We start from the raw sequence: 22,240 nt of genomic DNA, 5'->3' as shown, positions 1-22,240 counted from the left end.
GTCCTGGTTAAATGCGGTATCGTCCGCGAGCATTCAGATAAATATTTCAGGTATTATAGTGACCTGAAAACGAAAAACCACACTCAATATTGAATTTATGCACTGATAGCGTGTGAATTAAGCATCTTTTCTACTTTACTCATCAAAAATGTTAATCCGTGTTCATCATTTTCACCAAAACGCCCTAATACAGGACTATCAATATCCAGCACCCCAGCTATACATTCACCTAGTTTAAACGGAATAACAATCTCTGAGTTGCTTGTCACGTCACAGGCGATATGACCATTAAATTGATGCACATCATTCACTCTCTGGATTTGTTTTTTCTCTACCGCCGTTCCGCACACACCATGTCCTATCGGAATTCTCACACATGCGGGTAAACCCTGAAATGGGCCTAGAACTAGTTCTTGACCTTTTATCAAGTAAAAACCGACCCAGTTTACTTCATCAAGTTCCATATTCAGAAGAGCGCTTAAGTTGGATAGGTTAGCTATGAGATCTCTTTCTGATTCGATAAGCAATAGGGCTTGTTTAGTTAATCTTTCATACTGTTCCATTTTCATACTAAATTCCGATTTAATAAGACTTGATTGATGAATCAACGTACAATTAATCAAACATCATAAAATTAAAAGCAATCTCACTATAATGTCTGAAAGAGAAAATATAATTAGCCGTTCTTGGCTGATAACTCAAGTAAAAAAACACAAGCCTCGGCTTGTTTTGGCGAATGTTATAGCGATTTTAGCTACGTTGTTGAGCGTGCCTATTCCCTTATTAATGCCGCTAATGGTCGATGAAGTATTACTCAATCAACCTGCCAAAGGTATCGAGGTAATGAATTCTGTATTACCCAGTTATCTACAAACCCCTACAGGCTATATTTTTCTGACCTTAGGACTGGTCATCCTTATGCGAACCATGAGCCAGGCACTCAACATCCTTCAAGGACGACAGTTTACTCTTGTTTCGAAAAGTATTACTTATCAGATGCGCAGTAAAATGCTTGATAAACTTGGCCGTATAAGCATGAAACAATATGAAACCAGAGGAAGTGGTGGTATTAATGCACACTTAGTTACCGATGTAGAAACCATAGATAAATTTATTGGCGCTACATTGAGTAAGTTTCTCATCGGTTTGTTGACTGTGCTCGGTACGGCAGGCGTACTCCTATGGCTTGAATGGCACCTTGGACTCTTTATACTTTTAGTTAATCCTATTGTCATATATTTCTCACGCAAGCTTGGTAACAAAGTTAAACATCTTAAAAAGAAAGAGAATCAATCTTTCGAACGATTTCAAAACCGATTAGTTGAGACCTTAGATGGAATCTACCAACTACGCGCAGCCAACAGAGAACGGGAATTTCTGACAGAACTAAAACAGCATGCAAACCAAATTCGTCTAGATGCTGACAAATATACGTGGCAATCAGAAGCAGCAGGACGCCTTTCTTTTCTACTATTTCTGTTAGGGTTTGAGTTGTTTCGAGCAGTTGCAATGCTGATGGTCCTGTTTAGCGATTTGACTATTGGACAAATTTTCGCTGTTTTCGGTTATCTTTGGTTTATGTTAGGTCCAGTTCAAGAGTTACTAGGTATTCAGTTTTCATGGTACAGTGCGAAAGCTGCATTACAAAGAATAAATACCTTGCTCACTTTAGAAGAAGAACAGCGACCTCTAAGTACTGTCAATCCTTTTATTATCAACAAGCAAGTAGACATTACTATTGAAAATGTCGACTTCTCTTATAATGATGAAGTCACGGTATTTAATCGCCTTAATCTTCACATTCCTGCAGGCAAGAAAGTTGCCTTAGTGGGGGCTAGTGGTGGTGGAAAATCAACTCTAATTCAATTGCTTATTGGAGTATATCGCCAAGATTCTGGGGTTATTAGGTTTAATGGTGAGCCAACCGATTCTATAGGTTTTGACTTAATTAGGCAGCATATAGCTGTTGTATTACAGCAACCTATATTATTTAATGACAGTTTAAGGCATAATCTCACGCTTGGTTCTGAATGTGAGGATGCTAAACTTTGGCATGCTCTGGAAGTGGCACAATTGGCTGATGTTGCTTGCCAACTGAAAGATGGGCTTGATACACCAATTGGACGAAATGGGATTCGGTTATCTGGAGGCCAAAGGCAAAGATTAGCAATTGCACGTATGGTTTTGACCAACCCCAAATTTGTTATTTTAGATGAAGCAACATCAGCCCTAGATACATCTACAGAATCTGCCCTTCATAAAGCCTTGAATGAGTTTTTGGATGGCCGCACTACTATGATCGTTGCTCATCGTTTGTCTGCAGTAAAGCAGGCTGATTTGATCTATGTTTTAGAAGATGGCCAAGTAACACAGGCAGGAACACATGTTGAGTTGGTTAAACAAGAAGGGTTATATCAAACCTTATATGGGAACTCTCAATCTCACGCTTAGATATAGTCCATTCATGAATTATAGGTCTGGGGAATGATCTCTCCTTGCACAGAGCCTAAGAATGTAACACAAGCGATGCCACATACTCGTTTGTGTCACGGCTGTGATCTTCCTATAAGTTCTATCTTGTTAGAAAAAGGAAAAAGTGCCTATTGTCCTCGTTGTGGCATACACCTTTATAGAGGTGGATCCCCTTCTCTTTCTGGTAATCTAGCCATTGCCATCGCGTGTTTACTGCTATATGTTCCTTCACATTTTTTTGCCTTTATTAGCATACGCTTATTTGGGGTAATGATACCAGCAACCTTACCTTCTGGTATATTGACCCTATATGATGAGGGTTTTGTTTTTCTATCACTATTAATACTTTTTTGTAGTTCTATTGCACCATTTTTACTATGTTTTTCAGTAGTAGCCGCTCATTTAGCACTACAATTTAATAATATTCGTATATTAAAATATGCTCTTTACACTATTAAACACTTAAAAGTGTGGGTCATGATTGATGTTTTTCTTGTTAGCATTGCGATTTCTTGTTTTAAACTTCAAGACTATTCAGATATCCACATGGGTATCGGTTTGTATGGATTCGTATTACTTCAGCTTATGACCGTCCTACTAGTGACTCGTGTGAGTGTTCACGGTTATTGGGAAAAGTTTAGAACTGAGCTTAGTTATCATTTTAATAAAAAAGAACTTCATTGCCTTCATTGTCATCTTTCTCAGCCTACAAATAATTTATGTGTTCGCTGTAAACAACCTATTTCTCGTCGTAAATCCCGTTCGATACAGAAAACTTGGGCGTACATTGTTGCGGCAACTATCGTTATTTTTCCAGCGAACTTGGTACCAATATCAATTTTGATAACCAATGGCCGGCGTATCGAGGACACCATTTTTTCTGGTGTTGTGTCACTGCTAAAGAGTGATATGTGGGGTATTGCACTGATTATTTTCATAGCCAGTATCATCGTCCCTGTTGCTAAAATTCTAGGATTGAGCTACTTGTTGCTTTCAATCAAATTCAAACGCAGAATGTTTCGCCGTCAAAGAATGACCATATATTTTATTATAAAATGGATAGGACGCTGGTCAATGATGGACTTGTTTGTCATTTGTATCATGATGACTGTCATTGACCGAGGTCAAATACTAGATTTTACTCCTGGTTTCGGTGCTGTCGCATTTGGCCTTGTGGTATTGCTAACTATGTTTGCAGCGGAAAGCATTGATCCTAGGCTTATTTGGGATGACCATTCCGTAGAATACAAAACAGAGCAAAGAGAAGACACATTAAATGGCTGACTCAACTTCAAACCAACCCTCTTACTCACCTGAAGTAAAGTCTAATAAAGGAATATCTCCTTTGTGGTTGCTTCCAATATTAGCTTTAGTGTTGACAGGCTGGTTAGTTTTGAAAGCGATAGAAGATGCAGGTGAACGCATTCAAATACACTTCTCTGATGCACAGGGGTTAATTGCAGGCAGAACAACTATACGTTATCACGGGCTTGAAGTAGGCATAGTCCGTGATATCAATTTATCTGATGACCTAACTAGTATTTATGTTGAGGCTGATATATACCCAGAAGCTACAAAACTTCTTTCCCAAAAAACTTTATTTTGGATGGTAAAACCAACAGCTAGCCTTTCCGGTATATCTGGCCTTGATGCTCTTGTATCGGGTAATTATATTGCTATTCAACCAAGCGATTCCCCAGCAAAACCAGAAACAAAATTCACCGCTCTTGAGCGCCCTCCTTCAGACATTCGAGCTCCTGATGGCTTAAATATCACGTTGAGGGCCGAAGAGCTTGATGGGATTTCGATAGGCTCACAAATCGTTTACAGAAAAATCCCAATAGGTGAAGTTTATAGCTATCAACTTGATAAAGCAGAAAAGAATGTTCTTATTCACGCGACAATTCATGACGAGTACAGAAATATTATCACTGATGATAGCCGTTTTTGGAATGTTAGCGGTTTGGGTGCGAATATCGGGGTTCATGGAGTTGAGCTCAAGTTAGACAGTCTTAGTTCATTAATTGGCGGTTCCATTGCTGTTGACTCTCCTGATGGTGGAGAGCCAGTATCCAATGATAGTCGGTTTAGGTTGTACCCCGACTTACAAACAGCAGGTCGGGGAATCCCAATAAAAATCACACTTCCAGATAACAATAAAATAAGCCCTTCTGGTGCCCCAATAATGTATCGTGGTATCAAAATTGGACAAATCAGTGACTTACAATTTAGTAATGGTCGAAAAGAGATAGTCGCGTTAGCGGCTATTGAACCAGCATTTTCTGATATTCTAACCAGTGGAAGTCATTTTATACTTGAAGAAGCAAAAGTTTCTCTTTCTGGGGTTAAAAATATAACTAATTTGATCAGAGGTAACTACCTAACTCTCGTAGCAGGAAAAGGAGAACGTTCTCGCTATTTTACAGCAATTAGAAAAGAGCAATTTAATAAGCAACAACCTAACTCTATTGTCGTCACTTTAATCGCTGAAAATTCATTTGGCCTTGAGGCGGGTGCAAATCTTCTATATAAGGGTATTAATGTAGGTGAAGTGACGAGTGTATCTTTAGCTGGGGATAAAGTTCATTTTGATTTGCTCATCAATGCTACTTATGCTCCCCTTATAAAAGCAGAAAATCGCTTTTTTGTGACTGGCAGTGCAACTGCAGAGCTGACTCAGTCAGGACTTAATATCAGTGTCCCTCCAGCTAAACAATTACTAACAGGATCCATTAGTTTTGTCAGTGATGGTGAAAGTGTTCGACAAAGTCAATATGTTCTATACCCCAATCAATCACTGGCAGAGTTAGCTCAATATAATATATCAGGTTCAGAAAGCATCACACTTTTGGCTGAACAGTTACCTGCCATAAGTAAAGGCAGCCCTTTACTTTATAAGAACCTTAAAGTAGGCCGCATTTCTGATTTTCACCTAGTTGAAAGTGGTGTTGTAATTACGGCTACTATAGAAAAACAATATGAGCATTTGTTGAATAAAGAAACCGTGTTTTGGAATTACTCTGGTATTGATATAGACGCAAGTCTTAATGGTATAAGTGTTAAAACCGCCCCTTTAAAATCGTTAATTCAAGGCAGTATCGCCTTTGATTCGATACCTGGTGTCGAAAACAAGCGTGGCGAACAATGGCTATTATATAAAGACTTCAAAACCGCTAGAAAATATGGCCGGACTATCACATTAGTCGCCAAAGGAGAGAACCACATCTCTAATGGTACGAGCGTAAAGTACAACGGTATAAAAGTTGGAGAAGCGATATCTGTTACTCCAGATTTTAAGCATGATAAAGTCACTATTGAGCTACGTCTGCTCCCTAAATACGCAGATATACTCGCTAAGGAAAGTAGCTACTTTTGGATAGCTCAGCCGACATTAGGTTTGAGTGGTGTAAAAAACTTACAAAATTTTTGGGCACCCGCAATTAATGTAAAACCTGGTAAAGGAAACGCTGCTTTCGAGTTTATTTTACATAAACAACAATCGGATACAGATGGTATCCCATTCACATTACAAAGCGAAACTCTTGGTTCAGTAACAATAGGTACACCAGTTCTGTTTAGAGAAATGCAAGTTGGACGAGTCATCAAGGTCGGCCTTGGTGAGCTTGCTGATCGCGTAGTATCAACTATTTCTATCGACCCTGAATACGCCTATCTTATTAGAACAAACAGCGTATTTTGGAATACCTCAGGTGTTGATGTTTCGATTGGGCTTGGAGGCGCTAATATTAAGGCAGGTACCATTGATAGTATAATTAAGGGAGGGATTACTTTTTCCACTCCTGATAATGTCCCACTTCAACCTATCGCAAAGCAAGAGCAATCTTTCTTTTTATATACATCACCCGAAAATACGTGGAAAAAGTGGCGGACACCGATTCCTAAGCCATAGAGCTAAAAACGCAGTATTCAAACTGCGTTTTGTCTTTTAATCCGTTATAATCTTGCATCTTTACGTGCACGAGACATTACTTTGCATCAAAACGTCTATTTGCCTGAAGAATTTCTGCAAGAAATGAAGGCAATCATGCCCAATGGACTGGATATTTCTAGTTTTATTAACGCTTGCCAACGGCCACTTCGTAAAAGTATCCGTATAAACACGCTTAAAATTTCTATTAGTGATTTTACTCGACGTGCTTCGGAAAAAAATTGGCAACTTTCCCCTATCCCGTGGTGTAAAGAGGGGTTTTGGATTGAAGCTGATGAATCCGTCACACCGCTTGGTAATACTGCTGAACATATGTGTGGCTTATTTTACATCCAAGAAGCAAGTTCAATGATGCCAGTGTCGGCATTGTTCGATAATCAGTACAATGAGTTTGATACTGTTCTTGATATGGCAGCAGCACCCGGTTCCAAAACATCTCAAATTGCGGCACGAATGAATAATAATGGCGTAATTGTAGCGAATGAATTTTCATCCAGCCGTGTTAAAGCACTTCATGCTAACGTACAACGCTGTGGAATACGGAACACAGCGCTAAGTAACTATGATGGAAGAGTATTCGGTGGCTGGCTTCCAGAATGCTTTGATGCTGTACTTATCGATGCACCATGCACTGGTGAAGGAACAGTACGTAAAGATCCTGATGCAATGAAGAATTGGAGCAAAGAAACTGTACTGACTATTTCTGAGACTCAAAAAGATCTTATTGATAGTGCTTTTCATGCACTTAAACCAGGTGGAGTAATGGTTTATTCAACCTGCACTTTAAGTGTTGAAGAAAATCAGCAAGTTTGTTTATATTTGAAAGATAAATACCAAGGCTTAATCAATTTTGAGCCTCTAGACTCACTATTTGATGGTGCAGAAAAAGCAATCACAGAACATGGGTTCTTGCATGTATTCCCACAAACATTTGACTGTGAAGGTTTTTTTGTTGCAAAGCTTAAAAAGCTGGGGACAGTGAAAGCACCTGAGGTTAATAAACGCCTTGGAAAGTTCCCTTATAAAAAAGCAACTAATAAAGTTCAAAATCACATTGCTAGCAATCTTTATGCGAGTTTGAATATTGAGTTACCAGAAAAATCATGTGTATGGCTCAGAGATAGCGACGTGTGGCTATTCCCAAATGCTTTGGAGCCATTATTAGAGTCATTTCGGTTTTCCAGAATGGGGATCAAGATTGCAGAATCCCACAAAAATGGTTATCGTTGGCAGCATCAAGTTGCGACTACTCTTGCATCAGGGAAAGAACTTAATTGCATCGAACTCACCATTGCTGAAGCTCGAGAATGGTTTATGGGGAGAGATATTAGGCCAGTAAATCAGTCAGGAAAAGGTGAAGTGATTGTTAAGCTTGGTGATGATGTGATAGGCCTAGGAAAGTGGGTTGGCAATCGTTTAAAAAACGGTTTACCAAGAGAGCTGGTTAGAGACAAAAATCTATTCTGAGTCAATTGCCCACTAGATTTTAGTGGGCAATAAAACAAATTCCCGGTTAAGGGTTAAGCCGAATTCCTTGCGTTTCTATCGTTATCTTACCTTGTTTATACAATCCACCGATTGTTTTTTTGAAGGTACCTTTACTGGTTCTAAAAGTAGAGAAAATACTTTCTGGGGAAGACTTATCATTTAAAGGTATGTATCCTCCTTTCTTTTCAAGTAAATCAATAATTTTTTGGCTGAGATCGTCCATTTTGGCCACCCCTACTTTTTGTAAAGTCAGGTCAATTTTACCGTCCTCACGTACAGCCTTAATGTATCCTTTGAGCCTCTTTCCAATAAATAACTTTCCAAAGACATCCGACTTAAAAATCATGCCCCAATGTTGGCCTTCAATGATAGCTTTGAAACCAAGATCACTGCGCTCTGCAATAATCAAGTCAACTTGTTGGTTACATTGATATTTAGGAGTTGTGTTATCTAGCCATTTGTTAAATTTTGTTGTACCGACAATGCGACCCGAAGCCTTATCTGTATACACATAGACAAGAACATCTTGTCCCACGGTAAAGCGAGTACGTTGTTCACTAAATGGAATAAGCAAATCTTTGTCTTTTATTCCCCAAGCTGCAAACGCTCCAATACTATTGACACCTTCAATTTTCATCACTCCCCATTCGCCTACTTGAGCAATAGGAGTTTCTGTTGTGGCAACAAGTTGATTGTCAGAATCAAAATATAAAAATACATCTAAGAATTGACCAATTTCAGCACCGGATGGAACAAATCTATTTGGCAATAAGCTTGAGCCATAATCACCTGCGTCAAGGAATATTCCGAAATCGGCTTTCTTAACTATCTCCAAGTGGTTTATCTGTCCAACTTTAATCATTTCAACGGTCTCTTACTAAATTTTAGGTTATTATACCGAAACTCTGTTATGCTTTCGCCAGATAAAAAGAATTTTTTCAGGAGTATTCTTTGATCACCGTTGATAAGCAGGACGGCATCACACTTAAGATTTCACATTCAATGGCTTCATCAAAAAAGTCAGACCTTGACCTCTATTTTTTTGTCCCAGGTGAACTCGGTCTTACCCCAAACGTACTAAAAGAAACTGAAATTTATTATGAATCAATAGTACAAGAGCGTGCTTATTTCAGTGATAAAACACTTCTTCCTTTGGTACACAGTCGCTTAGCTAAGCGTGGTAGACTTTCATCAACTCAATACCGTGTAAGTATCAGCTTGTTCGCGTATCAATATGTTATTGCTTTAGATAAAGCCGTCAATGAATTAAACAAACATAACAGTGATATCATTACTGGTGAAGAAGTTGATGAAGTCATTGAACTTGCACTGGATATTTTAAAAAAACTCAGGCGAGGCATTCCATATGAAGAAAGCTTAAAACGTTACTATGCCAATATCGACAACTATCTTTCTTGGTATACGGGACAAAGGTTCATGTCATTAGTCGCTCATATGCCGAGAGATAATGAATATAAGACAATCAAAGAAAGATTACTTGCAATTGTGGAGAAAGAAGCCGCACATCGCAAGTTAAATAACTATAACTCTAAAAGTGTACGTGACGATGTAACAAGATTGAGTAACAAAATGCGGTTACTACGTCGATTGATAGAACACCCTGTAGTTCTAAAAGCGAAAACCCAGTCTCTTGGAAAAAATATGAAACGCGTGGTTAAAGGTTCATCGACTGGCTTTGTCATGGTGTTTGTCACCATTACAGCCATTCTTGCCCGTGATTATTGGGGAGAAATCACCGTCTCATTTATTATTTGGATGTCTTTTGTTTATGCACTACGTGAAATTTTCAAAGATGATCTTCGAGATGTTATGTGGCGATGGATTCGTAAGGGACGCCCTAAGTGGAGAAAGTATTACCTTGACCCCACTACAAATAAAGCCGTAGGACAAAAACTAGAGTGGCTGGATTACAAAAGCTTACAAAAACTTCCTGACCGAATACAAATGATTAGAAAAAAACGTGTCGTGCAAAGAGAAGAGCAAGTGCTTCATTACCGCTGTGAAACAGAGATGTCAACCTCAAAATTTATGAGTGGCTATGAAGAAACCCGAGAATCTATGATGCTTAGTATGCGTCCTCTAATGCGATTGATGGATAAAGGTTCAAATAAAGTTTACACATTAAATAACAACCAAGTAAGTCAAGAGGCGGTCGAAAAACGGCATTTAGTTAATTTAATTGCCAAAGAATTTAATCACAGCGGTGAACCCATCTACTACCGCTGGAAAATTGTTCTGAACAGAAACAAGATTGTCGCAATTGAGCAAGTTGATCTCGACACACCTACGCAGCCACTTTCTTTAGCGACAGAGTAAGTAGAAATTCAGCCATCGGTTCATTTCCGTGTAATGTGGGACAAGTAGCAGTAATCTTTACTTGCTTATTGACTCTCTGCCCTGTCGCGATAGTTTCATCCAACATAGCATCGATTAACTCACCATCGTGACATGAAAAATGCACATCACTTTCAGGCCTTTTATGAAACGTTCCATCAACCGCTTTAAACGCCAAAGAGACAGTGTGTCCCCTTGATTTTGCTTTGTTCATCGCCATAAAACCACCCGCAACATCTGCCCCTATGGCTAAAACACCAAAGTACATACTGTTTAGATGATTCTTAGTTTTCCTTTTTAGTGGTATTTTAATTTCTACAATCTGTTCATCCAATCGCAAAATTTTCGGCCTGCATAACCAAATGAGCGGAACTTTAAAAAATCCGAAGAGTTTCAAATACATATTAGCCTTGGAAAGAGATGAAATCATAACTGGTCCGACATCTGGTTGCATACTCTTAGTTGATAATGAATTAAAGCTAATGTCAATGATTTATTAGAACTTATAACTTACAAACCATGATATAAAAATAAATAACAACTGTATTAGGAATTTTAAATTAGAATAACATCAAGAATATTATGCTAGAGGTTTATTAGTCGTGATGTTTCCGCTATCTTTACCGACTCGCGATAAATACAACAGGCGCTTTTATGCCAATTAAAACCGATGAATTAAGAACTCAACCGCTAGGGCCAATGCCAACACCCGCAGAACTTGGGAGTGCCCACCCAATAACTGAAGATGTTGCACAGCATGTCGCTGAATCCCGTCGTCAAGTCGAAAAAATGCTAATTGGTGAAGATAAACGCTTGTTAGTTATTGTAGGACCTTGTTCTGTACATGATACACAGGCTGCTCTCGACTACGCAAAGCGTTTAGTTAGTATTAAGGCAAAGTACCAGGATGAATTGTTCATCGTTATGCGTACATATTTTGAAAAGCCACGCACAGTAGTAGGTTGGAAAGGCTTAATTACTGACCCAAACCTTGATGGCTCATACGCTCTAGAGACCGGTTTAAACAAGGCACGTAAACTATTACTGGACATAAACAAACTTGGTCTAGCTACTGCAACTGAATTTCTAGATATGATTACAGGTCAGTATATTGCTGATCTCATTTCTTGGGGGGCAATTGGTGCCCGTACCACAGAGTCTCAGATCCACAGAGAAATGGCATCAGCTTTATCTTGCCCAGTTGGTTTTAAAAATGCTACCAATGGAAATGTAAAAATTGCTATTGATGCTACTCGTGCGTCTCAAGCCTCACATTATTTTTACTCACCCGATAAAAATGGGCGTATGACAGTATACCGCACAAGTGGAAATCCGTACGGCCACGTCATTCTTCGAGGTGGTGACAAAGGACCAAACTATGACAGCGAGTCAGTGGACTCTGCATGTCAACAATTGGCAAATTTCGCTCTTCCTGAGCGACTTGTTGTCGACTTTAGTCATGCAAATTGTCTAAAAGAACATAAAAAACAATTGGATGTAGCGCAGGATATTTGTGAACAAATCATATCTGGAAAAAATCAGGTTGCTGGTATTATGGCAGAAAGCTTTATTATTGAAGGTAATCAACCTATGCATGACATTAATAATTTAGTCTATGGTCAGTCCATTACCGACCCATGCCTTAGTTGGGAAGATACGGTTATGATGTTAGATTTGCTATCTAATGCAGTAAAATCACGCGTTTAAATAATAGAGGAAATGATCAATGCCATCTTTTGATATTGTATCTGAAATTGATACTGTTGAGCTTCGTAATTCGGTAGACAACGCTTCTCGTGAGTTAACAACTCGTTTTGATTTTCGTGGCGTTGAAGCCTCATTTGAAATGCTAAAAGATGAGTCGGTAAAGCTTAATGCAGAAGGTGATTTTCAACTAAAACAAATGCGAGATATTTTGCGCTCACATCTTACTAAAAGAGGTGTTGATGTTAATGCAATGGAAGCAAAAGACGAAGAAGCATCAGGCAGGAAATGGCAACAAATAGTTATATTTAAGCAAGGTATCGATACCCCTACTGCTAAAAAAGTCGTTAAAGCGATTAAAGATGCGAAACTTAAGGTTCAAGCATCAATTCAAGGTGAGAAAGTGAGAGTAGTAGGTAAAAAGAGAGATGACCTACAAGCTACAATTACGATGATTCGAAATGCTGAATTGGGCCAACCTTTTCAATACGAAAATTTCCGCGACTAAAGTCTATCTAGATAAACTCCAAGCCCTCTACCTAGAGCTTGGAGTTTTCATGTCAAACGGTTCCCAAACGGATATGCAAGTCACTATTTATCAATAAGTTATATTTTGTAGTAGTTGACGAAACAAGTACAATGACGCGTAAATTCTTTTCTCTTGCTTTGGCAAGCTTGTCTGAAAGATCAGTATCATTAACGTACTCTTGCCTTTCTGAATCTCTTCGAGTGATATCGATAAACTCATAAGGGCACTTTGAATCAAATAAAATCAACTCGGCTTGTTGCATTAATCTGAGTGCTTTTATCGGCAGCAACTCTACATCAGGACCGAAATCAATCCAAGTTATGTGGCAGTCTTCAATAATACCCTGTGAAAATGCCTTAGAGTATTCGCTTTCTAGCTGAGAGCGCTCAGTTGCATTACTGACTCTAGGGCTACTAAAAAACCTCTCCCAAAACTTACGACGTTCACCCACAGAAGGTAGATGCTGTTTAATATCACTTCGTTTGGATAAGCCGAAGTCCGCTAACATGGATAGATTGAATGCCAAGCTCGCCTCTAGCTGCTCTCTAATGTTACGGACAAGTACAGGAGAAGCTCCCCCACTTGATATAGCAATCTGAATTCTGCCACGAGTTATCATTGAAGGAGTAATAAAATCACAATAGGGCTGGTCATCGACTACATTTACTAGTGTTCCCATAGATTTAGCATCATCATAAACTCGATGATTCAACTCTGGATTATCTGTTGTCGCCCAAACCTGTAAATATTTACTATTAAGTAATTCCTTAGAGTAAAAATTTTGAATCCAATCGCATTCATTAGACTCAACTAAATTTTGTAAGAAGGAAGTTATTTGAGGTGAAACAATAGAAACTCTTGCTCCTGCTCGGACTAAGCTATCAACTTTACGACAAGCGACCTCTCCTCCGCCAACGACCAAAACTGGTCGATCTCTAAGGTTCATGAACAGTGGAAAATATTGCATTTCTATCCTTAAGCAAACTTACTAACTATTACACAAGATACTATCAAAAGTGTGATACAAAAATACAGCTTGGATTAATAGCTGCAAAACTTACGACTATACAACCTGCTAATAACAACATTATCCTTTGCAAGCCAAGAGATCAGCAAATTTTCTTGCTATATAACTAGACTTTGCGGGTATAGTTCTCCATTGAATCATTAATGTGAAGTCTAACACTACCCTGAAGTGATTAATCATCAATCATTGTTAGAGTACTCATTGATACTTGGTTCACAAAATAACCTTTGATAAATGATATATTTGAGAATTTAACGATATTTTCCTATTCTTATAAATGTTTGATTTATATACAAGTCAATTTTTTGAGTAATTGACCAATAAATATTGATATACAACGCTTTTTCATTCGTTGCAATAGGTAACACCTAACTTAACACGAATCATACAGGAAGGATTCAAATGGCAAACAAACTCACATTTATAGCTTCATTTGTAGCGGCTTCGGCTGCTCTGATGTCTACAGGCGTATCTGCAGCAGATAGCACCTTAGAAAAAGTGACTAAGCAGGGTTTCCTCACTTGTGGTGTCAGTACAGGTTTACCAGGGTTTTCTAACCCGAACTCTAAAGGCGAATGGGAAGGTATTGACGTTGAATATTGCCAAGCTCTAGCTGCAGCCGTACTTGGTGACAAAGCTAAAGTTAAATTTGTCCCCTTAACAGCGAAAGAACGCTTTACTGCACTTCAGTCTGGTGAAATTGATGTATTGTCACGCAACACAACATGGACACTACATCGAGATACAGCGCTTGGTTTGAATTTTGTCGGAGTAAACTATTACGACGGTCAAGGTTTCATGGTTAAAAAAGATCTTGGACTAAAAAGCGCCAAAGAACTTAACGGCGCATCAGTCTGTGTACAGTCCGGTACTACCACAGAGCTCAATTTAGCTGATTACTTCAGGAATAGTGGTATGTCGTACAAGCCTGTGGTTTTTGACACGGCAGCTCAAACTTCAAAAGGTTTTGACGCAGGACGTTGTGATGTTTTGACTACAGACCAATCAGGGCTTTATGCCTTGCGTCTAAACCTGCAAGATCCAGCTTCCGCTGTTGTATTACCAGAGATTATCTCTAAAGAACCTCTTGGCCCCGTGGTTCGCCAAGGAGATGACCAATGGTTCAATATTGGTAAATGGACATTAGCAGCAATGGTAAACGCTGAAGAGTATGGCGTTTCCTCTAAGAATGCTGAAGCGATGCTAAAGTCTAAAGACCCAAATGTGAAGAGAATCTTAGGTATTGAAGGTCCAAAAGGTAAAGGCTTAGGTATACGCGATGACTGGGGTTATCAAATAATTAAACAGGTAGGCAATTACGGAGAAAGCTTCGAACGTACCGTAGGTAGTGGTTCTCCACTTCAAATATCTCGTGGTGTTAATGCGCTTTGGAGTGATGGCGGTTTTATGTATGCCCCACCAATTCGTTAACAGGCTAAAATATAAATGGGCGGTTTTCCCGCCCTTTTTATAATCAAGGATCTGAGGTTATAGCGGTATGAAACCCAATAATACTACTGAACCGAATATGCAGCCCAGACACGACTCGAGAACTAGCCTTTTCTATAACCCTACGTTTAGGTCAGTCGTGTTTCAGATCATCGCTATCCTAGCGTTGGTTTTTTTCTTTTACACCATTGTCAACAATGCCCTAACTAATCTTGAAGCTCGAGGAATCGCCACTGGTTTTGGCTTTCTTACTCAAGAAGCTGGGTTTGGTATTGGTTTATCACTGATTGAATATAACGAAACATTTTCTTACGGCCGAACTTTTGTTGTAGGCTTTTTGAATACAGCATTGGTTTCAGTTTTAGGCATTATTTTAGCGACATTAATAGGCTTTGTTGTAGGTATAGCTCGTTTATCTTCAAACTGGTTGGTTAGTAGGTTAGCCGCCGTTTACATTGAGATATTTCGAAATGTTCCTTTGCTTTTACAAATATTTTTTTGGTATTTTGCTGTTCTTCAAGTTTTACCTTCAGCAAGACAAAGCCTAAGCCTTGGTGAAGCAGTTTTTTTAAATGTACGTGGTTTATACTTCCCTTCACCGGTGTTCGAAAATGGTGCCTTTGTGGTTGGTTTGTGCCTTGCGCTAGGAATAATGACTACTATTTTCATTAATGTTTGGGCCCAAAACAAGCAGCGTTTAACTGGACAACAAACACCAATGGGGAGAATTACATTTAGCTTAGTACTTGTATTTCCTCTGGTAGTTTATTTCGCAATGGGGTCGCCAATTTCAGCAGAATATCCTAAGTTGCAGGGGTTTAACTTCCAAGGTGGTATTAGTATTATCCCAGAGTTAGCAGCACTCTTACTTGCTTTGAGTATATACACTGCCTCATTCATCGCAGAGATTGTGCGTTCTGGTATTAATGCTGTAAGCCATGGCCAAACAGAAGCGGCAATGTCTCTTGGCCTACCACGATCTAGGACATTAAAACTTGTTGTCGTTCCACAGGCATTAAGAATAATTATTCCACCGCTCACAAGCCAATATCTCAACTTAACCAAAAACTCATCTTTAGCTATGGCGATCGGCTATCCAGATTTAGTCTCAGTATTTGCTGGAACAACTCTTAACCAAACAGGGCAAGCTATAGAAATTATTGCCATGACGATGGCCGTATATCTATCACTGAGTTTAATGACCTCTGCCCTTATGAATATCTATAACCGCAAAGTTGCTTTGGTGGAGAGATGAAATGAATATACATCAATTTCAACCAGATTTACCGCCACCTGCTAATACCATTGGTTTTGTAGGATGGTTGCGAAAAAATTTGTTTAGCAGTCCTATTAATTCGGTTGTTACGCTTATTTTGGCTTATTTAGCTATATCGCTCATTTGGAATATATTTGATTGGGCAATTCTACAAGCTGATTGGATCGGAACAACAAAAGAAGACTGTTCACGAGAAGGGGCTTGTTGGGTCTTTATCAGTGTGCGTTGGGAACAGTTCATGTTCGGTTTTTATCCGCAAGAAGAACTGTGGCGCCCTCGTATATTTTATTTTACATTGGCAATATTTACAGCACTACTAGCCTATGAGAAAACACCAAAACGCATTTGGATATGCTTGTTTTTTGTTAGCATCTACCCCTTCATCATTGCAGCCCTTCTCTATGGTGGTGTGTTTGGCCTTGAAGTGGTTGATACTCACAAGTGGGGAGGGCTTCTCGTCACTTTAATCATTGCTCTAGTCGGAATTGTAGTATCGCTTCCAATTGGTGTTGCATTGGCACTTGGACGTCGTTCAGAGATGCCAATCATTCGGAGTATTTGTACCGTTTACATAGAGATTTGGCGTGGGGTCCCTCTTATCACAGTTCTCTTCATGGCATCCGTGATGTTACCACTCTTCCTCGCCCAAGGTTCTGATACTGATAAACTTATTCGTGCGCTAATAGGTGTAATAATGTTCAGCGCAGCATATATGGCTGAAGTTATCAGAGGGGGCTTACAAGCCATTTCAAAAGGCCAATACGAAGCCGCTGATGCTCTAGGACTAAGTTATTGGAAAAAAATGGGCTTGGTAGTGTTACCCCAAGCACTAAAGATTACCATTCCTTCTATCGTAAACACATTTATTGGCCTTTTCAAAGATACTAGTTTAGTTCTCATTATCGGAATGTTTGACGTATTGGGTATAGGACAAGCGGCAAACACTGATCCAAAATGGTTGGGGTTTGCTACTGAAAGTTACGTATTCGTTGCGTTGGTATTCTGGGTATTTTGTTTTGGAATGTCTCGATACTCCATATGGCTCGAGAACAAACTTCACACTGGCCATAAACGATAAATTAAAGCTCAAGGACATGTTATGACACAGCAAGAGTTGATGATTGAGATTAAAGATATGAACAAATGGTACGGCGAGTTTCATGTACTGAAAAATATTAATCTTTGTGTTAAAAAAAGTGAGAGAATCGTGATATGTGGTCCTTCAGGTTCTGGTAAATCGACCATGATCCGTTGTATTAATAGACTTGAAGAGCATCAAAAAGGTCAGATAATTGTATCGGGAAAAGAACTTACTGAAGACCTAAAGAATATAGAGGCAGTCCGAAAAGAAGTCGGTATGTGTTTCCAGCACTTCAATCTATTCCCACACCTCACTGTATTAGAAAATTGTACACTAGCCCCTATCTGGGTGAAAAAACTCCCCAAAGATGAGGCTAAAGACATCGCGATGAAGTACCTAGAGCGAGTAAAAATCCCTGACCAAGCCGAGAAATTTCCGGGGCAATTGTCAGGCGGACAACAACAACGAGTAGCGATTGCTCGATCCTTATGTATGAGCCCTCAAGTTATGCTTTTTGATGAACCCACATCCGCATTAGATCCAGAGATGGTTCGAGAAGTTCTCGATGTGATGGTAGAGCTGGCTGACGAAGGAATGACGATGCTGTGCGTAACTCATGAAATGGGGTTTGCGAAAGAAGTAGCAGATCGTGTCATATTTATGGATGCTGGTGAGATTATTGAGGAAAACAACCCTGTCGATTTCTTCGAAAACCCTCAATCAGATAGAACACAAAACTTCCTTGCTCAGATTTTAAGTCATTAATTTTTTATATATAAAATTGTAAACACTGACTCTGCATCATGTCTGTATAAATTTTGTTATATTATGTTACAACTTTATTGATACATTATTTTGCTATTCATTTACGATAGATACAGGTACATATAGCATTAAGGCTTGATTTTTTCATAGCTAGCCCCCATAAATATAGCTATAAACATAAACCTTACGAGGAATATTATGAACAGCCCTATGTTTACACGTTCTACAAGTGCACCTAATGCACTTGAGATCAACAAAACACTTAAGAACACCTACTTTCTTCTATCTATGACACTAGTCACTAGTGCTATCGCTGCACTAGCGACAATGGCTATGGGTATTTCACCTATGATGGCCCTAGTAATGCAAATTGCTGCCATAGGTATTCTTTTCTTCGCTTTACCCAAAAGTATCAACTCTTCGATGGGCATAGTATGGACTTTTGTCTTTACAACACTAATGGGTGGGGCTTTAGGGCCGATGTTAACCCATTATGCTTCAATCACAAATGGTCCGTCCATTATTGCTCAAGCTCTTGGATTAACGGGCATGGTATTTCTTGGTTTATCTGCCTATACAATCAGCACTAAGAAAGATTTCTCTTTCATGCGTAGCTTCTTAATTGCGGGACTGATTATTGTCATTGTCGCTGCTATCATCAATATTTTTGTAGGTTCTACAATTGGTCAATTAGCAATCAGCAGCATGTCAGCACTTGTATTCTCAGGATTCATACTGTACGACACAAGTCGCATTGTACGAGGTGAAGAAACTAACTATGTTAGTGCCACCATTTCAATGTACCTAAACATCCTCAACTTGTTTACTAGCCTGCTTACGATTTTAGGTATTATGAATGATGACTAATTCATAGACTTATTTTTTAGATGTAGCCCAGAAGGTCATTCTTCTGGGCTTTTTATTGTCGTATGTATTGCGATGTTCAACCAAGCTAAGTACCCTATTCGTCATACTAATTTAAGATAATATGCATATGTTTGAGTATAAAGGCAAAACTATCCTAACTGATGCACAGGGGTACCTTCTAGATCATACTCAGTGGGAGGAAGGTATGATTTCACTGCTAGCAGAACAAGAAAATATAGAACTTACTGAAGATCATTTAGAAGTTATTCATTTTGTTCGTAGTTTTTATGAAGAATTCAACACATCACCTGCGGTAAGAATGCTGGTTAAAGCGATAGGAAAAGCTCATGGACCAGAGAAAGGAAACAGCAAGTATTTATTTAAGTTATTCAAACAAGGCCCTGCCAAACAAGCCACCAAACTAGCAGGTTTACCAAAACCAGCAAAGTGTCTTTAGGTAGCTATGAAATTTCAAAGTCCGTAAATGATACATAAGGTACAGGCTCTGACTTTACCGAACTAACTAAAGATGTCTTAGGGCCGACTTGCAGCCATTTCTCCATTTCAGCTATCTGCTGACTTCGGCCACAAACGATCACTTCAACATCCCCATTTTTGAGGTTTTTCGCATAGCCAGTTAATCCAAGTTTCGTCCCTTCATGGGACGTGTAGTAGCGAAACCCGACACCTTGAACAACCCCACTGATGGTAAATTTTTCACACTGTGCATCCATATTGTTTTCCACATTATGACTTCAATTTTTATACATAAAATGAATACATTAAGCAAATGTATAACGGCACCAACACCAAAGTTCATATAAAGATCCTAACTTTTGGTTTTGTTTGATTTTCTCATAGACTTCCACGACAATAGCCGACCTTTGATATTCGAGTGAGCAATATAATGACCCCAGCTATTTATCTTGAGAAAGGCCGTGAAAAGTCTCTAAAACGAAGACACCCTTGGATTTTCTCTCGTGGTATTAAAAAAATAGAAGGTGAACCGTCATTAGGCGAAACCATAGATGTATTTACTCACGATGGTACTTGGCTAGCAAAAGCCGCCTACTCTCCACACTCACAAATCCGTGCGAGAATTTGGAGCTTCGATAAACAAGATATCGACTTAACGTTTTTTGTAAAACGGATCGAACAAGCGCTACTCTTACGACAAGAAATTATTGAGCGCGATGGTCTTACAGGCTTCCGTCTAGTAGCTGCAGAGTCTGATGGCTTACCCGGTATAACAATCGATAAATATCAAAACTACTTGGTGTGCCAACTGCTAAGTGCAGGAGCAGAATACCAAAAAGAAACACTCACTAATGCTCTTTTAACAGTCTTCCCCAGTCACAATGTTTATGAACGCTCTGATGTGTCTGTGAGAAAGAAAGAAGGACTGACTGAACGTACAGGTGTTTTGTACGGTGAAGCACCACCACCATCGCTAGTAATAGAAGAGAATGATGTAAAAATTAGTGTCGATATTGTGAGTGGCCATAAAACTGGATTTTATCTCGATCAGCGTGATAGCCGCAATCAGGCAATAAAATATTGTAAAGACAAAGAAGTCTTAAACTGTTTTTCTTATACCGGCGGTTTCGGCTTATATGCATTAAAAGGTGGTGCAAAACGTGTAATCAATGCCGACGTATCCCAACCGGCACTTGAAATCGCAAAGTACAATGCAGAACTTAATCAATTTGACCTTTCCAAAAAGCGAGCTGTTTTTTTGAATGCTGACGTATTTAAATTACTTCGTGAATATCGTGACCAAAGGACGAAATTTGATGTTGTTATCATGGATCCACCAAAATTTGCTGAAAATAAAGCGCAATTAAATGGTGCTTGTCGTGGCTACAAAGACATAAACATGTTGGCTATGCAGATCATTAAGCCAGGTGGCGTACTGCTCACTTATTCATGTTCTGGCTTAATGGAGCAAGCTTTATTTCAGAAGATTATTGCTGATGCAGCACTCGATGCAGGACGTCAAGTTAAATTTGTGGAGCGTTTTGAACAATCAGCCGATCACCCAACTGATACAGCCTATCCTGAAGGTTTTTATCTAAAAGGATTTGCTTGCAAAGTCCTCTAATAGAATATCTGGTTTTTTATTTAGCTTTCACGATAAGAGTGCTACCCTATTCCATAATTACCATGAAGAGAAAAACGCGATGAGCAACTTAACTTCTGACATTCAAGCTAACCTAGAGCTTTTTGTAGCGGACACTAAACAAAACAATTTAGTGTGGGGGCTACGTAATGACGAGGGTTGGCTATCTTGTGACTCTACTGAGTTTGAGAGTAGCGAAGTTATGCCTTTTTGGTCTTCTAAAGAAGACGCACAAGCACATAATGTGGAAGAGTGGGCGGATTTTGAAGTTTTGGAGATCCCACTCGATATTTTTGTCGAAGACTGGCTGCTAACATTATCGGAAGATGGTGTTTTAGTGGGTACGAACTGGAACTCACAACTCGAAGGAAAAGAAATAGAGCCTGCGGAGTTAGCTAAAATGTATCTGGATTAATTGAAGACTGTTTATATGCCCTCTGAGACATTATGAGGGCATATTTATATTTAACTATTATTGTTTGTTCATCAAAGATGCCATGACAGCTTCACGGTGATTGAGGTAATCTTTTAACCCTGCATTTCTGAGTTCACATGCAGGACAATCTCCACAGCCATCACCAATAACACCATTGTAACAAGTTAGAGTTTTCTCTTTAATAAGGGCTAAAGCTTGGCACTGGTCAGAAAGGGCCCAAGTTTCCGCTTTATTTAGCCACATTAAAGGTGTTGAGATTTCAAGTTGAAGGTCCATTCCCAGTACAAGAGCCGTATTTATTGCTTTAACGAAGTTATCACGACAATCAGGGTATCCTGAAAAGTCCGTTTCGCACACTCCTGTAATAATGGTTTTTGCGCCAATTTGGTAAGCGTAGATACCAGCAAGGGTTAAAAACAGAATATTACGGCCAGGGACAAAGGAATTCGGCAGACCATTATCCTGGATTTCGTGTGAAACTGAGATGTCATCGCGAGTTAAAGAACTGATTGCAAGTTCATTGAGTAGACCGACATCCATAATTTTGTGGGCCGCTACCCCTAACTCCTTAGCCAAGCTTTGAGCAACTTCGATTTCTAAGCTATGCCTTTGTCCATAATCGAAAGTAATCGCATGAACTTCATCAAATTCATTGAGTGCTTGAACTAAGCAAGTAGTTGAATCTTGCCCTCCACTGAATACGACTACAGCTTTTTTCATTCT

At 39.2% G+C, this 22,240-nt stretch carries 21 protein-coding genes; 15 read left to right on the top strand and 6 right to left on the bottom strand.

Annotated elements, in window-relative coordinates; translation table 11 throughout:
• Positions 1–95: 95 nt before the first annotated feature.
• Positions 96–569, bottom strand: a complete 474-nt coding sequence (locus KO511_RS19480; protein WP_215989054.1) for a GAF domain-containing protein — start codon at positions 567–569, stop codon at positions 96–98.
• Between the two features lie 85 nt (positions 570–654).
• Between KO511_RS19480 and KO511_RS19475 the strand changes: the two genes are divergently transcribed.
• The 4 genes from KO511_RS19475 to rsmF all read left to right on the top strand — a co-directional run bounded on the left by KO511_RS19475 (position 655) and on the right by rsmF (position 7,888).
• Complete coding sequence (locus tag KO511_RS19475; protein WP_215989053.1) at positions 655–2,451, top strand: ABC transporter ATP-binding protein; 1,797 nt, start codon at positions 655–657, stop codon at positions 2,449–2,451.
• A gap of 33 nt (positions 2,452–2,484) precedes the next feature.
• Positions 2,485–3,756, top strand: coding sequence for a paraquat-inducible protein A (locus KO511_RS19470; RefSeq protein WP_215989052.1), 1,272 nt, complete (start codon positions 2,485–2,487; stop codon positions 3,754–3,756).
• Positions 3,749–6,382, top strand: a complete 2,634-nt coding sequence (locus tag KO511_RS19465; RefSeq protein WP_215989051.1) for an MlaD family protein — start codon at positions 3,749–3,751, stop codon at positions 6,380–6,382. The genes KO511_RS19470 and KO511_RS19465 overlap by 8 nt, the downstream gene beginning before the upstream one ends.
• An 81-nt stretch (positions 6,383–6,463) precedes the next feature.
• The gene (gene rsmF / locus KO511_RS19460; protein WP_215989050.1) at positions 6,464–7,888 is read left to right on the top strand and encodes a 16S rRNA (cytosine(1407)-C(5))-methyltransferase RsmF; all 1,425 of its coding nucleotides are present in this window, start codon (positions 6,464–6,466) and stop codon (positions 7,886–7,888) included.
• 46 nt (positions 7,889–7,934) lie between these two features.
• Here rsmF and KO511_RS19455 read toward each other — a convergent pair whose 3' ends face one another.
• Complete coding sequence (locus KO511_RS19455) at positions 7,935–8,771, bottom strand: CvfB family protein (RefSeq protein ID WP_215989049.1); 837 nt, start codon at positions 8,769–8,771, stop codon at positions 7,935–7,937.
• 89 nt (positions 8,772–8,860) lie between these two features.
• Here KO511_RS19455 and KO511_RS19450 point away from each other — a divergent pair, with 89 nt between their 5' ends.
• Positions 8,861–10,246: a hypothetical protein gene (locus KO511_RS19450; protein ID WP_215989048.1), complete on the top strand. Its 1,386-nt coding sequence runs from the start codon at positions 8,861–8,863 to the stop codon at positions 10,244–10,246.
• On the opposite strand, the gene KO511_RS19445 is transcribed toward KO511_RS19450, so the two are convergent.
• Positions 10,215–10,694 (bottom strand): PaaI family thioesterase, encoded by a 480-nt coding sequence (locus KO511_RS19445; protein WP_215989047.1) that lies wholly within the window; start codon positions 10,692–10,694, stop codon positions 10,215–10,217. The two genes, KO511_RS19450 and KO511_RS19445, sit on opposite strands and share 32 nt — an antisense overlap.
• A 224-nt stretch (positions 10,695–10,918) precedes the next feature.
• On the opposite strand from KO511_RS19445, the gene KO511_RS19440 reads away from it, so the two are divergent.
• Complete coding sequence (locus KO511_RS19440) at positions 10,919–11,971, top strand: 3-deoxy-7-phosphoheptulonate synthase (protein WP_215989046.1); 1,053 nt, start codon at positions 10,919–10,921, stop codon at positions 11,969–11,971.
• Between the two features lie 19 nt (positions 11,972–11,990).
• Positions 11,991–12,476 carry a YajQ family cyclic di-GMP-binding protein gene (locus KO511_RS19435; protein WP_215989045.1) on the top strand — a complete coding sequence of 162 codons (486 nt, stop codon included), beginning with the start codon at positions 11,991–11,993 and terminating at the stop codon, positions 12,474–12,476.
• 52 nt (positions 12,477–12,528) lie between these two features.
• Here the strand turns inward: KO511_RS19435 and KO511_RS19430 are convergent, their stop codons facing one another.
• On the bottom strand, positions 12,529–13,464 hold the full coding sequence (locus KO511_RS19430) for a precorrin-2 dehydrogenase/sirohydrochlorin ferrochelatase family protein (protein WP_215989044.1): 936 nt from the start codon (positions 13,462–13,464) through the stop codon (positions 12,529–12,531).
• 462 nt (positions 13,465–13,926) lie between these two features.
• Between KO511_RS19430 and KO511_RS19425 the strand changes: the two genes are divergently transcribed.
• The 6 genes from KO511_RS19425 to KO511_RS19400 all read left to right on the top strand — a co-directional run bounded on the left by KO511_RS19425 (position 13,927) and on the right by KO511_RS19400 (position 19,419).
• Positions 13,927–14,955, top strand: coding sequence for an amino acid ABC transporter substrate-binding protein (locus KO511_RS19425; protein WP_215989043.1), 1,029 nt, complete (start codon positions 13,927–13,929; stop codon positions 14,953–14,955).
• A gap of 67 nt (positions 14,956–15,022) precedes the next feature.
• On the top strand, positions 15,023–16,228 hold the full coding sequence (locus KO511_RS19420; RefSeq protein WP_215989042.1) for an amino acid ABC transporter permease: 1,206 nt from the start codon (positions 15,023–15,025) through the stop codon (positions 16,226–16,228).
• 1 nt (position 16,229) lies between these two features.
• Complete coding sequence (locus tag KO511_RS19415; protein WP_215989041.1) at positions 16,230–17,327, top strand: amino acid ABC transporter permease; 1,098 nt, start codon at positions 16,230–16,232, stop codon at positions 17,325–17,327.
• Positions 17,328–17,348: 21 nt separating this feature from the next.
• The gene (locus tag KO511_RS19410; RefSeq protein WP_215989040.1) at positions 17,349–18,095 is read left to right on the top strand and encodes an amino acid ABC transporter ATP-binding protein; all 747 of its coding nucleotides are present in this window, start codon (positions 17,349–17,351) and stop codon (positions 18,093–18,095) included.
• A gap of 198 nt (positions 18,096–18,293) precedes the next feature.
• Positions 18,294–18,962: a Bax inhibitor-1 family protein gene (locus KO511_RS19405; protein WP_215989039.1), complete on the top strand. Its 669-nt coding sequence runs from the start codon at positions 18,294–18,296 to the stop codon at positions 18,960–18,962.
• Positions 18,963–19,089: 127 nt separating this feature from the next.
• Positions 19,090–19,419 (top strand): TusE/DsrC/DsvC family sulfur relay protein, encoded by a 330-nt coding sequence (locus tag KO511_RS19400; protein WP_215989038.1) that lies wholly within the window; start codon positions 19,090–19,092, stop codon positions 19,417–19,419.
• 4 nt (positions 19,420–19,423) lie between these two features.
• Here the strand turns inward: KO511_RS19400 and yccX are convergent, their stop codons facing one another.
• Positions 19,424–19,696, bottom strand: a complete 273-nt coding sequence (gene yccX, locus KO511_RS19395; RefSeq protein WP_215989037.1) for an acylphosphatase — start codon at positions 19,694–19,696, stop codon at positions 19,424–19,426.
• A 173-nt stretch (positions 19,697–19,869) separates the two neighbouring features.
• Here yccX and KO511_RS19390 point away from each other — a divergent pair, with 173 nt between their 5' ends.
• Together KO511_RS19390 and KO511_RS19385 are read left to right on the top strand one after the other, a co-directional pair.
• Positions 19,870–21,063, top strand: coding sequence for a class I SAM-dependent methyltransferase (locus tag KO511_RS19390; protein WP_215989036.1), 1,194 nt, complete (start codon positions 19,870–19,872; stop codon positions 21,061–21,063).
• Between the two features lie 79 nt (positions 21,064–21,142).
• Positions 21,143–21,496, top strand: coding sequence for a DUF2750 domain-containing protein (locus tag KO511_RS19385; RefSeq protein ID WP_215989035.1), 354 nt, complete (start codon positions 21,143–21,145; stop codon positions 21,494–21,496).
• A 57-nt stretch (positions 21,497–21,553) separates the two neighbouring features.
• On the opposite strand, the gene queC is transcribed toward KO511_RS19385, so the two are convergent.
• Complete coding sequence (queC, locus tag KO511_RS19380) at positions 21,554–22,237, bottom strand: 7-cyano-7-deazaguanine synthase QueC (RefSeq protein WP_215989034.1); 684 nt, start codon at positions 22,235–22,237, stop codon at positions 21,554–21,556.
• Positions 22,238–22,240: the final 3 nt, after the last annotated feature.

Source organism: Vibrio hepatarius (genome assembly GCF_018860525.1).
GTDB classification, from domain to species: Bacteria; Pseudomonadota; Gammaproteobacteria; order Enterobacterales; family Vibrionaceae; genus Vibrio; species Vibrio hepatarius_B.
Note: the sequence above shows the minus strand (reverse complement) of the source record. Positions and strands in the feature narration are given on the sequence as shown.

What these genes read in the sequence shown, in the direction of transcription:
- KO511_RS19475 (WP_215989053.1), top strand. Translation starts at nt 655, where the DNA reads ATGTCTGAAAGAGAAAATATAATTAGCCGTTCTTGGCTGATAACTCAA.
- KO511_RS19400 (WP_215989038.1), top strand. Translation starts at nt 19,090, where the DNA reads ATGTTTGAGTATAAAGGCAAAACTATCCTAACTGATGCACAGGGGTAC.
- KO511_RS19435 (WP_215989045.1), top strand. Translation starts at nt 11,991, where the DNA reads ATGCCATCTTTTGATATTGTATCTGAAATTGATACTGTTGAGCTTCGT.
- KO511_RS19385 (WP_215989035.1), top strand. Translation starts at nt 21,143, where the DNA reads ATGAGCAACTTAACTTCTGACATTCAAGCTAACCTAGAGCTTTTTGTA.
- KO511_RS19480 (WP_215989054.1), bottom strand. Translation starts at nt 569, where the DNA reads ATGAAAATGGAACAGTATGAAAGATTAACTAAACAAGCCCTATTGCTT.
- KO511_RS19415 (WP_215989041.1), top strand. Translation starts at nt 16,230, where the DNA reads ATGAATATACATCAATTTCAACCAGATTTACCGCCACCTGCTAATACC.
- KO511_RS19405 (WP_215989039.1), top strand. Translation starts at nt 18,294, where the DNA reads ATGAACAGCCCTATGTTTACACGTTCTACAAGTGCACCTAATGCACTT.
- KO511_RS19420 (WP_215989042.1), top strand. Translation starts at nt 15,023, where the DNA reads ATGAAACCCAATAATACTACTGAACCGAATATGCAGCCCAGACACGAC.
- KO511_RS19470 (WP_215989052.1), top strand. Translation starts at nt 2,485, where the DNA reads ATGATCTCTCCTTGCACAGAGCCTAAGAATGTAACACAAGCGATGCCA.
- yccX (WP_215989037.1), bottom strand. Translation starts at nt 19,696, where the DNA reads ATGGATGCACAGTGTGAAAAATTTACCATCAGTGGGGTTGTTCAAGGT.
- KO511_RS19390 (WP_215989036.1), top strand. Translation starts at nt 19,870, where the DNA reads ATGACCCCAGCTATTTATCTTGAGAAAGGCCGTGAAAAGTCTCTAAAA.
- KO511_RS19410 (WP_215989040.1), top strand. Translation starts at nt 17,349, where the DNA reads ATGACACAGCAAGAGTTGATGATTGAGATTAAAGATATGAACAAATGG.
- KO511_RS19445 (WP_215989047.1), bottom strand. Translation starts at nt 10,694, where the DNA reads ATGATTTCATCTCTTTCCAAGGCTAATATGTATTTGAAACTCTTCGGA.
- queC (WP_215989034.1), bottom strand. Translation starts at nt 22,237, where the DNA reads ATGAAAAAAGCTGTAGTCGTATTCAGTGGAGGGCAAGATTCAACTACT.
- KO511_RS19465 (WP_215989051.1), top strand. Translation starts at nt 3,749, where the DNA reads ATGGCTGACTCAACTTCAAACCAACCCTCTTACTCACCTGAAGTAAAG.
- KO511_RS19425 (WP_215989043.1), top strand. Translation starts at nt 13,927, where the DNA reads ATGGCAAACAAACTCACATTTATAGCTTCATTTGTAGCGGCTTCGGCT.
- KO511_RS19430 (WP_215989044.1), bottom strand. Translation starts at nt 13,464, where the DNA reads ATGCAATATTTTCCACTGTTCATGAACCTTAGAGATCGACCAGTTTTG.
- KO511_RS19440 (WP_215989046.1), top strand. Translation starts at nt 10,919, where the DNA reads ATGCCAATTAAAACCGATGAATTAAGAACTCAACCGCTAGGGCCAATG.
- KO511_RS19455 (WP_215989049.1), bottom strand. Translation starts at nt 8,771, where the DNA reads ATGATTAAAGTTGGACAGATAAACCACTTGGAGATAGTTAAGAAAGCC.